The following is a 15220-nucleotide window of genomic DNA, read 5'->3' as shown; positions in this document are numbered from 1 at the left end:
TGTTGAATTACCTGCCAGAGATGGGGATGCCCATGCAACATATCGATCGGATTATTCGCTCCAAGAACGTCTTTACCGCGCAAGACGGCATCGATACCGCCCGCGAGCTGGCGATTGCCATCGCGGGTGATCGCATCGTCGCTGTCGGCGCGCCCGATGACGTGATTGCCGCTGCACCTGCCGCCACGCCGGTGGTCGATTACGGCGAGCAGTTTGTCTGCCCCGGTTTCCATGACGCTCATCTGCACTTCTTCCATACCTCGGTTGGCTCCTCTCCGTATATGCTCATGGATATGGGCACGTCCGAGGCGGCACTGGTGCAGCATGCGCTCGAGTTTTCCCAGGGCCTGCCCGACGACGCCTGGGTCGTGACCCAGGGCTGGCGCGATTACCGCTGGGATCCGCCCGAGCATCCTACCAAGGCCTCCCTCGACGCCGCCTTCCCCGGTCGCCCCTGTGTTATGTATTCGGGCGATGGGCATACGCTGTGGCTCAACAGCCGCGCACTCGAAGCCCTCGGCGTGACGCGTGACAGCGAGCCTCCGGCGGGTGGCAGTTACGACAAAGACTCAAACGGTGAGCTTACGGGTATTGCCCACGAGGCAGCTGCTATGCAGCTGCTGCCGCGCTGCCTGGAATGGCTGGGCGAGGACCGCATCGCGAGCGCTTACGGCGACCAGATGAAGCGTATGGCCGAGCAAGGCATCACCTCAATCTGCGATATGTCGCTCATGCCCATGCCAGGCTGCGACTTTATTCGCGACGATGTTTACGACAGGCTGCAGGCCGCCGGCAAGCTGGGCATCCGCGCCCATCTGTTTCCCACGCTGCTGGATGACCAATCGCGCTTGGAAGAACTCCAGACCCGCTACGCGAACAACGCGCTGCTCTCGGCGCCAGGATTTAAACAGTTCTTCGACGGCGTGTCGAGCGAGCATACCGCATACCTCACTGAGCCCTATACTAACCCGCGCTTCCCGGGCGACCAGGGTCGCCTGACGGTTCCTGTCGAGCGCATGCGCAAGTTGGTTCTGGCGGCAGCCGAGCGTGGCCACACCGTGCGCATCCACGTTATCGGCGACGGTGCCATCCATGCCGCACTTGATATCTTTGAGGAGGCGGCAGAGCTCTACGGCTTGCCCCAGCACGGTCATAACACACTCGAGCATCTGGAGAATTTGCTGCCTCAGGACATCGATCGTCTGCGCAAACTCAACGTCATTGCCTCGAGCCAGCCTTGCCACATCACGCTCGACCCGGGTGGCCCGGAGCGCGACCTGGGCCTGGAACGCAGCCGCATCATGTGGCCGTTTGCGACCTATAAGCAGCGCGGCATCCGCCAAGCTTTCGGTACCGATAGCCCCATCACAGCCGTTACCAGCATGAACGTGCTCTACACGGCCATCACGCGCCAAGACCCCCGCAGCCACTGGCCCGAGGGCGGCTGGCTCCCCAGCGAGCGTATCGACGCGGCAACTGCCCTGCGCAACTACACGCTTGGCAGCGCGTACGCAGCGGGCGACGAGCAAAACCTCGGCAGCCTGGAACCCGGCAAATACGCCGATCTGGTAGTCCTGGACCAAAACCCGCTCACCATTGACCCCCAAGAACTCCAGGACACCAAAGTTCAGGCCACCTACCTGGCAGGTAACTTAATCTACGAGCGCTAATATTCATGCCGTACCGTTAAACGCGGCTCGGGCAGCCTATTTTGGGATGGCGCTCGAGCCGCGTTTGTTTGCCTATGGGGTCCGTTAGGAGCGCCCCCGCTCTGCTTGATTTGGGCGCGGGGCGGAGGCGCCGCTGCCCCGCGCTCAATTTGGACGCCAGTAATGCTGTCTCTTGGTGTTTTGAATACTTCCCATTGCAGATTGCATAAAAAGGTTGGATTGATTTTTCTGGTCCTGATGTACCCCCGCTTGGGCCGTGCAAAAAACGGAGTATTCAGCACCGCAAGCCCCGCCGATGCCGCTACAGTCAGGTAACATCGCGGAGCTCGACGTTATTTTGCGGTCCGGTGTGGCGCGAAGCATGCCTTTTTGTCCTGACGGGGTTTGTCTGCCGACTCAAATCGCCGGTCGAAGGCGTCCTTGGGACCAATATGGTTTGTCCGGCGCGTATGCAGCCGTCCTGGCCTGCTGAATACTCGAAAAAATGCACGGTGCTCCCCAGGGGACCCGAGCGTGCAGTGAAAACCATGCCTACGTTCCTATCCGCATCGCCATTTTGCTGCACTGACTTTTCTGAATGCCGGGCCCGATAACGTTGACTCAGCTCCCGTGTGGCGCCGGAGGGGCGGGATATAAGGTTTATCGCGAGTTCCGCACGAGCCGAAGGCCACTTAATGTGGCCTTCGTGCGAGCAGGACTGCCCGAGCAGGAAACCTTATGCCCGCCCCTCCGGAGCCACACGGGGGCCACCGCTAAGTTATCCCTCGGCATTCAGAAAATCTAAGTGCCAAAAAATAAGATTTTTTGACTCTGTGTTGTATAACCCGCCATTCGTGGGTACCATTCAACGCGTACGCAAACAAAAAGGGTTAACCCGCACGGTTCAACCGCGCGGCCCAAAAAGGAGGAAACAAGCATGTCGTCTTTGAAGCCGCTTGCAGATCGCGTCCTGGTCAAGCCCGACGAGGCCGAGCAGAAGACCGCTTCTGGTCTGTACATCGCCAGCAACGCTCAGGAGAAGCCGCAGCGCGGCACCATCGTTGCCGTTGGCGCCGGTAAGGTCAACGACAAGGGCGAGCGCATCCCCATGGACGTTCAGGTCGGCGACGTTGTCATCTACGGTAAGTTCGGTGGCAACGAGGTCAAGGTCGACGGCGAGAAGTATCTGCTGATGCGCGCCGACGACATCTACGCCGTCGTCGAGGCCTAGTCTCGTCAGAATCTCTGATTCGTCTTTGAACGCGTCCGCCGTATAGGACTCGGAAGCGGCGACGCGAGTCACATTTCTTTTGGAGGATTACCTACCATGGCAAAGAACATTACGTTCAACACCGATGCCCGCGCCAAGCTCGCAAAGGGCGTCAACACTCTGGCCGACGCCGTTACCGTCACCATGGGCCCCAAGGGCCGTTACGTCGCTCTGCAGCGCACGTTCGGTGCCCCGACCATCACCAACGACGGCGTTTCCGTCGCTAAGGAGATCGAGCTCGAGGACAACATCGAGAACATGGGCGCTCAGCTGGTGAAGGAGGTCGCCACCAAGACCAACGACACCGTGGGTGACGGCACCACCACCGCAACCCTGCTCGCCCAGGCCATCGTCAACGACGGCCTGCGCAACGTCGCCGCCGGCGCCAACCCGCTGGCCATCCGTCGCGGCATCGACAAGGCTGTAAACGCCGCCGTCGCCGAGATGAAGAAGCAGGCCAAGCCGGTCGAGACCAAGGAGCAGATCGCTTCCGTCGGCACCATCTCCGCTGGTGACCCCGAGGTCGGCGAGAAGATCGCCGAGGCCATGGAGGTCGTGGGCAAGGACGGCGTCATCACCGTCGAGGATTCCCAGACGTTCGACATCACCATCGACACCGTCGAGGGCATGCAGTTCGACAAGGGCTATGTCTCCGCTTACTTCGTCACGGACAACGACCGCATGGAGGCCGTGATGAAGGATCCGTACATCCTCATCACCGACCAGAAGATCTCCAGCGTCCAGGACATCATGCCTGTTCTCGAGGCTGTCCAGCGCGCCGGCCGTGGCCTGCTCATCATCGCTGAGGACATCGACGGCGAGGCTCTGCCGACCCTGGTCCTCAACAAGATCCGTGGCGCTCTCAACGTCTGCGCCGTCAAGGCTCCGGGTTACGGCGATCGCCGCAAGCGCATCCTCGAGGACATCGCCGTCCTCACCGGTGGCCAGGCCGCTCTGGACGAGCTGGGCGTGAAGGTCGCTGACATCACCGCCGATATGCTCGGTACCGCTAAGTCCGTCACCATCTCCAAGGACAACACCGTCGTCGTCGGCGGCGCTGGCTCCAAGGAGGCCATCGACGCCCGCATCGCTCAGATCAAGGGCGAGATGGAGAACACCACCTCTGACTTCGACCGCGAGAAGCTCCAGGAGCGCCTGGCCAAGCTCTCCGGTGGCGTTGCCGTCATCAAGGTCGGCGCTGCTACCGAGTCCGAGCTCAAGGAGATCAAGCACCGCGTCGAGGACGCCCTGCAGGCTACCCGCGCTGCTGTCGAGGAGGGCATTGTCGCTGGCGGCGGCGTCGCCTTCATGGACGCTGCTCCTGCGCTCGACGCTGTTGAGATCGACGACCCCGAGGAGAAGATTGGCGTCGATATCGTCAAGAAGGCTCTGACCGCTCCGGTCGCTACCATCGCCAAGAACGCTGGCTTTGAGGGCGCTGTCGTGGTCGACAAGGTTGCCGAGCTGCCCGCCGGCCAGGGTCTCAACTCTGCCAACGGCGAGTGGGGCGACATGATTGAGATGGGCGTCCTCGACCCCGTCAAGGTCAGCCGCGTCACCCTGCAGAACGCTGCTTCTGTCGCCAGCCTGATTCTCATCACCGAGGCCACCGTCTCCGATGTGCCCAAGAACACTCAGCTTGAGGATGCTATCGCTGCTGCTACCGCTGGTCAGCAGGGCGGCGGTATGTACTAAGGCCGACAAGGTCTAGAACTCCCACCGGGAATCCGGGGGCGTGACGGGGGCTTCTCTCCGGAACGTCCTCGGACATGCAAAGAGGCTCCGCATCGCGCTTCGCGCTGTGGAGCCTCTTTGCGTGCGGAATGTTCCGGAGAGAAACCCCCGTCACGCCCCCGGATTCCCTGCGTTTACGGCCTTGAGGTCGGCATGGGCGGAGGTCGTGGCTGATAGGGATACGTGTCCCGGTTGCTGTTTCGCGCTTTGCGCGAAAGGCGCACCACTTTGGCGTGAACGGAGAACGTGGTTGCTGCGGCAACTGGTCCCCGTCAGAAATTACCCTTGGCATACTTGCGTGAAAACCTGCTCGTGCTACACTTGCAATTGCTGTTTCAGGGCGGGGTGAAATTCCCCACTGGCGGTAAATCGGGCGGTGTCAAAGGGACGCCGTGGCGCAGGTGAGATGTCTGCGACCGAGCCGATGAGTCCGCGACCCGTGTGTGCGTTGGTTCGCATGCCGGCTGAACTGGTGAGATCCCAGTACCAACGGTTAGAGTCCGGATGAAAGAGGCAGGTGATCTTATGTCTGAACAGTCGCAGCATATCCATTTTGAGAACACGAATAGGTGGAGCACCAAACAGCTCGTTACCATGGCGTTGATGTGCGCCTTGGGAGCACTGTTTATGTATGTGCAGCTGCCCATCCTCCCCTCGGCGCCGTTTTTGACGTATGACCCGTCGCTGGTGCCGGCGATGGTGTGTGGATTTGCGTATGGCCCTGGTGCCGGCACCGCTGTTGCCGCTATGGCGATCGTTATCCATGCGCTTACCACGGGCGATTGGGTCGGTGCGCTTATGAACTTGGTTGCCACGCTGGGCTATATTCTGCCTGCGGCTATCGTCTACCAGAAGATGCATACCTATAAGGGCGCCGTGATTGGCCTGGCGCTGGGCGTTATTGCCGCTACGGCGTTGTCTATGGTCGCAAACCTGACCATCGGCGTTTGGTTCTGGTATGGCTCGGCCGATGTGATTTTGCCACTCATGCTTCCTGCTGTTCTGCCGTTCAACCTTATCAAGACCGTGCTTAACTCGGTATTGACGCTTGCAGTGTACAAGGCGGTCTCTAATCTCATCACGCCCAAGAAGGACCAGGTCAAAGGTCGCGCATGATTGAGTGTCGGGGCGTTTCCTTTAGCTATGACGGTGTTGCACCGGCGCTCGATGGCATCGATCTGAACATCGAAGATGGCGAGTTTTTCTGCATCCTCGGCGGAAACGGGTCGGGCAAGTCGACGTTTGCCAAGCACCTGAACGCGCTGCTGCAGCCCGATGCGGGAACGGTGTGCGTCAACGGCATGGACGCGTCCGATCCCGAGCTGGTCTACGACATTCGCTCGACTGCTGGCATGGTGTTCCAGAATCCCGACGACCAGCTTGTGGCGACGCTTGTCGAGGACGACGTTGCGTTTGGTCCCGAGAACTTAGGGGTCGAATCGGCCCAGATCGCGCAGCGCGTGCGCGAGGCGCTGAAGGCCGTGGGCCTGGTGGGCTTTGAGCGCCACGAGACCCACGCTCTCTCGGGCGGACAAAAGCAGCGCGTGGCGCTTGCCGGCGTGCTCGCCATGGAGCCGCGCGTGCTCGTTTTGGACGAGGCGTCCTCGATGCTCGATCCGCGCGGGCGCAAGGGCCTTATGAAGGCCTGTCACGCGTTGCACGAACGCGGCATGACCATCGTGATGATTACGCACTTTATGGAAGAGGCCGCTGAGGCCGATCGCATTGCTGTCTTCCAAGCGGGCCGCGTTGCCATGCTCGGTACGCCCGAGGAGATCTTGACGCGGGCGGACGAACTCGCGCGGCTGAACCTGGATATGCCGGCATCGTGCTGTCTTGGCAGGGCGCTTCGCGCGAAGGGCGTGCCCATTTGCGCACAGGTGCGCGAGGCGGATATGGTCGCCGAGATTGCGCGGGCTTATGCCGAGCGGAGTGGGGCGGGCATCGCCGGGAAGCCTTTCGCATCCGATTCTCGTATTCCCGACAACGTCTCCTCTGCAATCGATGGCGCAGACGCGCTGGAGCCCGTCATCGAGATTTCGCACCTTTCGTATAGCTATTCGCTGAGCGCCCGCGTGCGTCGCCGTTGGCACAAGCGCTCAGCCGCCGAGGGCGCATCGAACAAGCAGGCCCTCTGGGGCAACGACCCTAGCAGCCCCTGGGCGTTGCGCAATGTGTCGCTAACGGTGCGTCGTGGCGAGTTCCTGGGCCTTGCGGGCCATACCGGTTCGGGTAAGTCGACGCTGGTTCAGCATCTCAACGGCCTGATTCGTCCCCAGGAGGGTTCCGTTTACGCGTTGGGGCTCGACCTGGTAAACAAGAAAGATGCCGCCGCGGTTAAGGCAAAGGTCGGCGTGGTGTTTCAATATCCCGAGCGTCAACTGTTTGCCGAAACCGTGGCGCAGGACGTGGCGTTTGGTCCGCACAACCTTGGCTTGTCGCAGGCCGAGGTTGCCCGACGCGTTGCGTCATCGCTCGCGCGCGTGGGCCTCGACCTGGCCACGGTGGGCGACAAGAGCCCCTTTGAGCTCTCGGGCGGGCAGCAGCGGCGCGTGGCGTTTGCCGGCGTGCTTGCCATGGAGCCCGAGGTCCTGGTACTCGATGAGCCCATGGCGGGACTCGATCCGGCAGCCCGCAGGGATTTCCTGGAGCTCATCGGCCATCTTCATGACGAGGGCCTGACCGTCGTCATGGTCTCACACAGTATGGATGACCTTGCCAATTGCTGTGACCGTATTGTCGCGATGAACGAGGGCGCGGTGTTTGCCGAGGGCACGCCCGCTCAGGTTTTTGCGCATGCGGATGAGCTCAAGTCGATCGGCTTGGGCGTACCTGCCGCTCAACGCATGGCGTTGTCTCTCGCGGAAGCGGGCGTGCCGCTGCGCTTTGACGGCCTCTATACGGTTGAGTCGCTGGTAGACGAGTTGGTGGACCTGCTAATCGGTCGCTCGGACGGTCCTTCTAACGTCGCAGACATTGCTAAATCCAAGACGGTCGCGCGAGAGGAGGGCTGCTAATGGAGGCGTTTTCGTTTGGCAGCTACTATCCCGGCGATAGTGCAATCCACCGCCTGGACCCGCGAACCAAGTTGCTCTTGGGATTTATTTTTCTGATCACGACGCTCACGGTCAGCAGCTTCCGCGGACTGGTCCCGGTCGCAATCTTCGTTGTCCTGATCTATACCGTGTCCCGGGTGCCGGCTCGTCGCGTCCTGTCGTCGATGGCGCCGCTGCTGGCGATCGTCGCGGTAGTCGCGGTGCTCAACCTGTTTTCCGACCAGAGCGGGCGCATTCTGTGGCAGCTCGGCTTTTTGCAGATAAGCGAGGGCTCGCTGCATTCCGCCGTCTTTATGGCGTGCCGCCTGACCTTGATGATGGCCGGTATGAGCGTTATCACGCTCACCACACCGACGCTCGGCCTTACCGCGGGCTTTGAGCGCCTGCTCGCGCCGTTTGCGCGTGTGGGACTTCCTGCGCACGAGCTCGGCATGATTATGGGTATCGCGCTGCGCTTTATGCCGCAGTTTGCCACCGAGATGAAGCAGACGGCCGATGCGCAGGCGAGCCGCGGTTCGCGCGTGACGGGAGGCCCGCTCGGCGGCGTGCGCATGCTCGCCAGCGTGGCAATTCCGCTGTTCACGGGTGTGTTTCGTCATGCCGAGACACTCTCTGCCGCTATGGATGCACGTTGCTACCATGGCGAGCAGGGGCGTACGCGACTGCATGCACTTGCATTTTGCTGCGGCGATGCATTGGCGGCGGTGGTGACGGCGTTGCTGTTCATCTGCGTCATCGTCATCAATCTTCAACTTGTTTAGGCGCGATTCGAGCGCAAGAAAGGGATTCCTATGACCGACAACGACCGCACGGCGCAGCTCGAGCGCGCCTGTTCGTATCTTAGGCGTATTCCGGCGTGGTATCTCGCCACGATCGACGTGACGGACGGACATCAGCCGCGCGTGAGGCCGTTCTCGTTTGCCATGGTCGATGATGGCAAACTGTGGTTTTGCACCTCGCGCGACAAGGACGTGTGGGCCGAGCTCAGCGCGAACCCCAAGTTTGAGGTTTCGGGTTGGAAACCGGGGGAGTGTTGGATTGTGCTGACCGGCGAGGCCGCGCTCGAGGACGACGCGGTCGTGAGCGACCGGGTGCGCCAAGCCGGCTTTAAGCACATGGTGGGCATCGGCGAAGACCACGAGGGCGCCGACGACGGTCGCCTTGCGTTTTTCTCGGTGCGCAATATCGCTGCCCGCTTCTGTGATATCGACGGCAGCGAGGAGCGCCTGGAGCTTTAACCCTAGGACAGCTAAAACAGCCCCGGCCCAAAAAGACTAGTGCCAGGAGGACACATGGACGGATTGAATACGGTGTTGGAGTATCTGACGTCGGTGCCGGCGTGGTATCTGGCGACGAGCGTGGATGGACAGCCGCATGTGCGTCCGTTTTCGTTTGCGCAGATTCAGGACGGCAAGCTGTGGTTTGTAACGGCGCGCACCAAAGACGTGTGGCAAGAGCTGCTGCAAAATCAACGCTTTGAGGCCACGAGCTGGTGGCCGGGCCATGGCTGGCTCATCTTGCGCGGGCGTGCGGGTCTTGATGACCAGGCCGCTCCCGATATGCGCGAGGCAGGCTGGAAGCACCTGGAGCGCCTAGGCGAGCACTACGAGGGCGCAGGCGATCCCACGCTCGTCTTCTTTAGCGTGGAGGAACCCGAGGCCTTTATCTGCAACCATGACGAATGGGTGCCGATCGAGCTCTAAACGAGTCTCTCAGCAAGCTTCGACAATTCAAATTCTCGCATGTAGCGGGCCCCACATTGCAACGTCACCGTAAGGTGCACTGGGCAATATGGGGCCCGTATTCATTTGTCAATTCCTTCGAGTGAATGTGTCGGGACTGTTTCAATGCATGAATATGTAAAAGATTTGCGTATATATGCATCTTTTGGTGCTAAAGTTTCAACCCACTTCATAACGACCGCTGCGAAATGCGCATCGGTGCATAAATCGCAGACAAGGAGTCTGATATGTCTTTGAAGGTTGGAATCGTCGGTGCGGCAGGATATGCCGGTGCCGAGCTCATTCGTCTCGTGCTCGGCCATCCCGAGTTTGAACTTGTTGCCATTACGTCCAATGCCGATGCCGGACAGCCGCTGTCTGCGGTGTACCCGAGCTTTGCCGGCGTGAGCGATCTGAAATTCACCACGCATGATGCCCCCGAGCTCAAGACCTGCGACGCTGTCTTTTTGGCCGTGCCGCACACCGCCGCCATGGCGCAGGTGCCCACCCTGCTTGCCACAGGCGTTTCCTGCTTTGACCTTTCGGCCGATTATCGCCTGAGCGATCCGGCCGTGTTCGAGACATGGTATGCCGCCGAGCACACGAGCCCCGAGCTGCTCAAGACGCGTGCTTTTGGTCTGCCCGAGCTGTTCTGTCGGGACTTGGAGACCGCCGCATCCGATTATGCTGGCGGCAAGTCCGTGCTGGTTGCCTGCGCCGGTTGCTATCCCACCGCAACGAGCCTTGCTGCCGCGCCTGCCGTGCGCGCCGGCTGGGTTGCCCAGAGCGGCCCCGTGATCGTCGACGCTATCAGCGGCGTGACGGGTGCCGGTAAGTCCTGCAACGCCCGCACGCATTTTTGCAGTGCAGACGAGAATCTGGAGGCCTATGGCGTGGGCAAGCATCGTCATACGCCCGAGATCGAGCAGATTCTTGGCCTGACCGACCGCATCGTCTTCACCCCGCATCTGGCACCGCTCAAGCGCGGCCTGCTCTCCACGGTGACGCTGCCGCTCGCGCCGCAGGCTCTCGACACGCTGACCCTTGAGGACGTTGTCGACCATTACAAGCAGTTCTACGCCGGTCGCACCTTTGTGCGCGTACTCGATGCCGGCCAGCAGCCCAAGACGGCTTCGGTCGCCGGCACCAACGCCGCCCAGATCGGCCTCGCGCTCAACAAGCGCGCGGGCGTTCTGGTGGCTACGGGCGCCATCGACAATCTGTGCAAGGGTGCAGCAGGCCAGGCGGTCCAGTGCGCCAACATCGTCTTTGGTTTTGACGAGCGACGAGGCTTGCCCACAGTGGCGTGCCCGGTGTAGCACATTCGATTGTTGACGATTTGGTAGTCGGGCATCGAGTGGGGCGCCACTCTTAAGCTGGTCTCATGATTGTGGCTGGTATGGCGCACCAACCGATGCCCATTTTTTGTTTGACATAAGGAGTCATAAAGACGATGAATACAGAGCAGTCCGATATCAAGATTCGTGCCGTAGAGGGCGGCGTAACGGCGGCAGCCGGCTTTAAGGCGGCGGGCATCCATGCCGGATTCCGCAAGAATCCCGAGCGCTTGGATTACGCGCTCGTCGTGCCCAATAAGCCCTGTCCCGGCGCCGGTGTGTTTACGACCAACCGCTTTTGCGCAGCGCCCGTGCAGGTGAGCCGCGCCAATTTGGGCGGTGCCGATAAGGGCTATGGCATCATCGCCGGTGTCTCGGTCAATTCCGGTAACGCCAACGCGGCCACCGGTGAGACGGGCCTTGCCTGCGCGCGCGAGACGTGCAACATCGCCTCGCAGGTCATCGGCTGCGAGCCTCAGCAAATCCTGGTCGCCTCCACGGGCGTGATTGGCCAGATTCTGCCGATCGACACGTTTGAGACGGCGATTCCGGCAGCTTATGAGGCGCTCTCCGCTCATGGTGGCGCCGATGCCGCCCGTGCCATCATGACCACCGATACCCACTCCAAGGAGTGCGCCGTTCGCTATCGTAGTGAGGCCACGGGCCATGCGGGCAACGCTTATACGGTGGGCGGCATGTGCAAGGGCTCGGGCATGATCATGCCCAACATGGCCACCATGATCGCGGTCATTACTACCGATGCCCCCGTCGAGCCGGCGGCGCTTCATGCCCTGCTGCTCTCGACTGTGAAGCAGACTTTTAATAAGGTAACGGTCGACTCCGATACCTCGACCAACGACACCTGCATCATGCTTGCCTCCGGCACTGCTGCCGCGGATGCCGAGGCCATCGTCGAGGGCACTGACGCCTTTGACGAGCTGGCATTTGCCGTGCACGAGGTATGCGAGAGCCTGGCGCGCAACATCGCCGCCGACGGCGAGGGTGCGTCCAAGCTCGTGACGGTCAATGTTACCGGCGCCGTGAACGATGAGGAGGCCGATATCGCCGCCCGTGCTGTCGCCAACTCGCCGCTCGTCAAGACCTGCATCGCCGGCCACGACTGCAACTGGGGCCGCGTTGCCATGGCGCTCGGCAAGTGCGGCGTGCAGTTTAACCAAGAAGATGTGTCCATCGACATGATGGGTATGCCCGTCTGTCGCGATGGCCTGACGGTCCCCTTCGATGAGGACGAAGCCCTGCGACGTTTTGAGGCGCCCGAGATTGTGATCTCGGCAGACCTGGGCGCAGGGGACGCGGCGACCACCGTGTGGACTTGCGACCTCACGCACGAGTACATCTCCATTAACGGCGACTACCGTTCCTAGACTCCCGATGTGCCGTGCGCCCCGCTGCAATCGCGGGCAACGAGGTGCGGCGCGATAGCTACACGAAAGACGAGGCTGACTATGAAGTTCGCACGCGATTGTCGCTCGAGCGAATCCAACGAAGTTACCGCGCAGCTGCTGTTCGAGGCGCTGCCGTGGATTAAGAACCTGACCGGTAAGACGGTCGTTATCAAGTACGGCGGTGCCGCTATGGTCGACGAGCAACTGCGCCGCGACGTGATGAGCGACATCGTCCTGCTCAAGATTATCGGCATGCGCCCTGTTATCGTGCACGGTGGCGGCAAGGCCATCAACGAGGCACTCAGCCACTACGACATCCCCGTCGGGTTTAAGAACGGCCAACGCGTGACTACGCCTGCCACCATGGATATCGTACGCGAGGTACTGGGCGGCAAGGTCAATCAGGAGCTGGTCGCGGCGCTCAACCACCACGGTAACCTGGCCGTGGGCGTGTCCGGCAGCGACGCCGGTACCCTTATCGCCGAGCCACTCGACCCAGAGCTCGGCCGCGTAGGCAAGGTCACGCACGTCAACACCGACTATATCGAGCGTTTGCTCGACAGCGAGTATATTCCTGTTATCGCCACGGTCGCGGCGGGGGAGGACGGCGGCTTCTTCAACATCAACGCCGATACCGCCGCCGGCGCCGTTGCAGCGGCGCTTCATGCGCACAAGGCGATTTTCTTGACCGACGTCGACGGCCTGTACAAGGACTTTAGCGACAAGGATTCGCTTATCTCCAACCTGACGCTCGATGAGGTCAATGAGATGCTCTACGGCGGAGAAGTCGACAAGGGCATGATCCCCAAGCTTCGCGCCGCCGTCGATGCGCTTACTGCTGGCGTGTTCCGAGCCCACATCATCAACGGCACGACGCCGCACTCGCTGCTGCTGGAGCTGCTGACCGATGCTGGCGTCGGTACCGTGATCCACTCCACCGAGACGGCCTACGAGTTCGATACGCATCCGCACCCGCTTTCGACGTTTGCGGCGCGCCTGACCGAGAACCTCGACGAGGTCGAGAAGCTCCAGACGGTCTAGCTGACCCGCGGTCGTCGCGTCCCTGCACACATAGCCCTGCGCCGTACGGCGCCCAACGAAAGGCATCCCATGTCACTTGCTGCTCAACAATCGCTCGAATCCCATTACGTTATGCATACTTTTGGTCGTTCTCCAGTAGAGTTTGTCGAAGGTCACGGTATGAAGCTCACCGGTGATGACGGCCGTGAGTATCTTGACTTTCTTGCCGGTATCGGTGTGTGCAGCCTTGGTCACGGCAACCCTGCAGTGCTCTCGGCGCTCGAGGCGCAGACCAAAAAGCTTCTGCATGTGTCTAACTACTTCTACATCGAGCAGCGTGGCCAGGTCGCGGCGCTGCTGTCCAAGCTTGCTAACGACGACGTAGATGGTGCGTGCGTGCTGGCCGATGCCATTGCCGCCGGCGATGAGACCACGGCCGCTGCGCTCGGTGCCCCGGCTGCGGACGAGCAGGTGTGGGAGACGTTCTTTGCCAATTCTGGTGCCGAAGCCAACGAGGGCTCGATGAAGCTTGCACGTCTGTACGCCAAGCGTGCTGGTAACGGCGGCAACACCATCGTATGCATGCGCGGCGGCTTCCACGGCCGTACGCTCGAGACCATTGCCGCCACCATGCAGGATTGGCTACAGGACAGCTTCCGTCCGCTGCCGGGTGGCTTTGTGGCTTGCACGCCCAACGATGTCGACGAACTGCGTTCGATCTTTAAGCAGCTGGGAAGCGAGGTCTGCGCCGTCATGCTCGAGCCGATTCAGGGCGAGAGCGGTGTGCACCCCATGACCGAGGAGTTTATGGCGGCGGCGCGCGACCTGGCGCACGAGGCCGGTGCCGTCCTTATCGCCGACGAGGTCCAGTGCGGTCTGTTCCGCTCCGGCAAACCGTTCGCTTATCAGACCTATGGCGTGGAACCCGACATCATGAGTCTTGCCAAGGGCATCGCCGACGGCGTTCCCATGGGCGCCGTGGTGGCAAAGAAGGAGATAGCCGACGTGTTTAAGCCCGGCGACCACGGCTCGACCTTTGGCGGTAGCTGCTTGGCCGTCGCGGCATGCGCCGCGACGCTCTCCGCGCTCGTGCGCGGCGACTACGCTGAGCATGCTGCCAAGGTGGGCGCCTATATGGAACAGGCGCTGGCCAAGCTTCCGCACGTTACCGAGGTACGCGGTCGCGGCTTGATGCTCGGCTGCGACCTGGATGAGGCAGCGGGCGATGCGCATGATATTGTTGCCCGTGCGCTGGCCGCCGGTGCTGTGATTAACGCTACTGGTGCCCACACACTGCGTTTCCTGCCGCCGCTCGTCTGCGAGGAATCCGACGTGGACAGTCTGATCGAGATCCTATCGGGTGTCTTGGACTAACGCGGCGCAATAACTTAATTATGACCGGGTTCCGGACTGCGGACGTGTCTACGTGGCATGATTCAGCGGTTTGGAGCCCGTTTTGCCTTAGATTTGCTAAGGCAGGGAGACCTGCTGGTCAAAAAACATTAAATATGAGTACTGTTACTGATTTGGTCGCAGCAATTTTGGACTAATAAGGCAAGATGGCAAGTCGAAATGGCGATGAACGCACGATTTTGATCCGATTGTTAGTCCTTATAATGGACATATGTTGCGTAACGTAAGCAAATACAATCTTTTGATATGTTGTAAGCAAGGTAGCAGTACTCATTTTTGCCATTTTTTGGCCACGACCTTTGTGACAGACGTGCTGGCGGGTTCGAATCCCATGCGCTGGGCACAAAAAGGAAAGGCCCCCATCGCTGGGAGCCTTTTCAATCAAGTGGTGGGCGATGAGGGATTCGAACCCCCAGCCTTGTGCGTGTAAAGCACCTGCGCTAACCGTTGCGCCAATCGCCCGCAGGGATTGAGTATAGCGGAAACCCCGTGCTGTTCACCGCTAATCCATAACGAAACTTACGCGGCGACTTTGGCCCTTGATTCTCATTTTCATTGCAACAGCCTCAGGACTCAGCGCAACGCGTTGCGCTGAGTCCTGAGGCGCGAATCCG

The 15220-nt window shown here is 60.8% G+C and carries 12 protein-coding genes, 1 tRNA gene and 1 riboswitch; of the genes, 12 read left to right on the top strand and 1 reads right to left on the bottom strand.

Annotated elements, in window-relative coordinates:
• Window positions 1-32 precede the first annotated feature (32 nt).
• The 12 genes from ACEXKH_RS08670 to ACEXKH_RS08615 all read left to right on the top strand — a co-directional run bounded on the left by ACEXKH_RS08670 (window position 33) and on the right by ACEXKH_RS08615 (window position 14567).
• Window positions 33-1670, top strand: coding sequence for an amidohydrolase (locus ACEXKH_RS08670; protein ID WP_260698826.1), 1638 nt, complete (start codon window positions 33-35; stop codon window positions 1668-1670).
• 916 nt (window positions 1671-2586) lie between these two features.
• Window positions 2587-2880 (top strand): co-chaperone GroES, encoded by a 294-nt coding sequence (groES, locus tag ACEXKH_RS08665; RefSeq protein ID WP_040358989.1) that lies wholly within the window; start codon window positions 2587-2589, stop codon window positions 2878-2880.
• 96 nt (window positions 2881-2976) lie between these two features.
• Window positions 2977-4614 (top strand): chaperonin GroEL, encoded by a 1638-nt coding sequence (groL, locus tag ACEXKH_RS08660; protein WP_006234938.1) that lies wholly within the window; start codon window positions 2977-2979, stop codon window positions 4612-4614.
• Window positions 4615-4980: 366 nt separating this feature from the next.
• Window positions 4981-5173, top strand: a riboswitch (FMN riboswitch).
• 5 nt (window positions 5174-5178) lie between these two features.
• Window positions 5179-5769, top strand: coding sequence for an ECF transporter S component (locus ACEXKH_RS08655; RefSeq protein ID WP_040358991.1), 591 nt, complete (start codon window positions 5179-5181; stop codon window positions 5767-5769).
• The gene (locus ACEXKH_RS08650; protein ID WP_373573807.1) at window positions 5766-7670 is read left to right on the top strand and encodes an energy-coupling factor transporter ATPase; all 1905 of its coding nucleotides are present in this window, start codon (window positions 5766-5768) and stop codon (window positions 7668-7670) included. The genes ACEXKH_RS08655 and ACEXKH_RS08650 overlap by 4 nt, the downstream gene beginning before the upstream one ends.
• Complete coding sequence (locus ACEXKH_RS08645) at window positions 7670-8470, top strand: energy-coupling factor transporter transmembrane component T family protein (protein WP_373573806.1); 801 nt, start codon at window positions 7670-7672, stop codon at window positions 8468-8470. The genes ACEXKH_RS08650 and ACEXKH_RS08645 overlap by 1 nt, the downstream gene beginning before the upstream one ends.
• A 30-nt stretch (window positions 8471-8500) precedes the next feature.
• Window positions 8501-8947, top strand: a complete 447-nt coding sequence (locus ACEXKH_RS08640) for a pyridoxamine 5'-phosphate oxidase family protein (RefSeq protein ID WP_373573805.1) — start codon at window positions 8501-8503, stop codon at window positions 8945-8947.
• A 54-nt stretch (window positions 8948-9001) separates the two neighbouring features.
• Window positions 9002-9412 carry a pyridoxamine 5'-phosphate oxidase family protein gene (locus ACEXKH_RS08635; protein WP_117765162.1) on the top strand — a complete coding sequence of 137 codons (411 nt, stop codon included), beginning with the start codon at window positions 9002-9004 and terminating at the stop codon, window positions 9410-9412.
• A gap of 266 nt (window positions 9413-9678) precedes the next feature.
• Window positions 9679-10749, top strand: coding sequence for an N-acetyl-gamma-glutamyl-phosphate reductase (gene argC / locus ACEXKH_RS08630; RefSeq protein ID WP_373573804.1), 1071 nt, complete (start codon window positions 9679-9681; stop codon window positions 10747-10749).
• 134 nt (window positions 10750-10883) lie between these two features.
• Window positions 10884-12152 carry a bifunctional glutamate N-acetyltransferase/amino-acid acetyltransferase ArgJ gene (gene argJ / locus ACEXKH_RS08625; protein ID WP_373573803.1) on the top strand — a complete coding sequence of 423 codons (1269 nt, stop codon included), beginning with the start codon at window positions 10884-10886 and terminating at the stop codon, window positions 12150-12152.
• 81 nt (window positions 12153-12233) lie between these two features.
• Complete coding sequence (gene argB, locus ACEXKH_RS08620) at window positions 12234-13214, top strand: acetylglutamate kinase (protein WP_373573802.1); 981 nt, start codon at window positions 12234-12236, stop codon at window positions 13212-13214.
• Window positions 13215-13283: 69 nt separating this feature from the next.
• Entirely contained in the window at window positions 13284-14567 is a 1284-nt protein-coding gene (locus ACEXKH_RS08615) for an aspartate aminotransferase family protein (protein WP_373573801.1), read from the top strand.
• Window positions 14568-14992: 425 nt separating this feature from the next.
• On the opposite strand, the gene ACEXKH_RS08610 is transcribed toward ACEXKH_RS08615, so the two are convergent.
• Window positions 14993-15068 (bottom strand) — tRNA-Val (locus ACEXKH_RS08610).
• Between the last annotated feature and the right edge of the window lie 152 nt (window positions 15069-15220).

This window comes from Collinsella aerofaciens ATCC 25986 (assembly GCF_964259375.1).
GTDB lineage: Bacteria > Actinomycetota > Coriobacteriia > Coriobacteriales > Coriobacteriaceae > Collinsella > Collinsella aerofaciens_BO.
The sequence above is the reverse complement of the archived record's forward strand: the minus strand, read 5'-3'. Positions and strand labels throughout refer to the sequence as shown.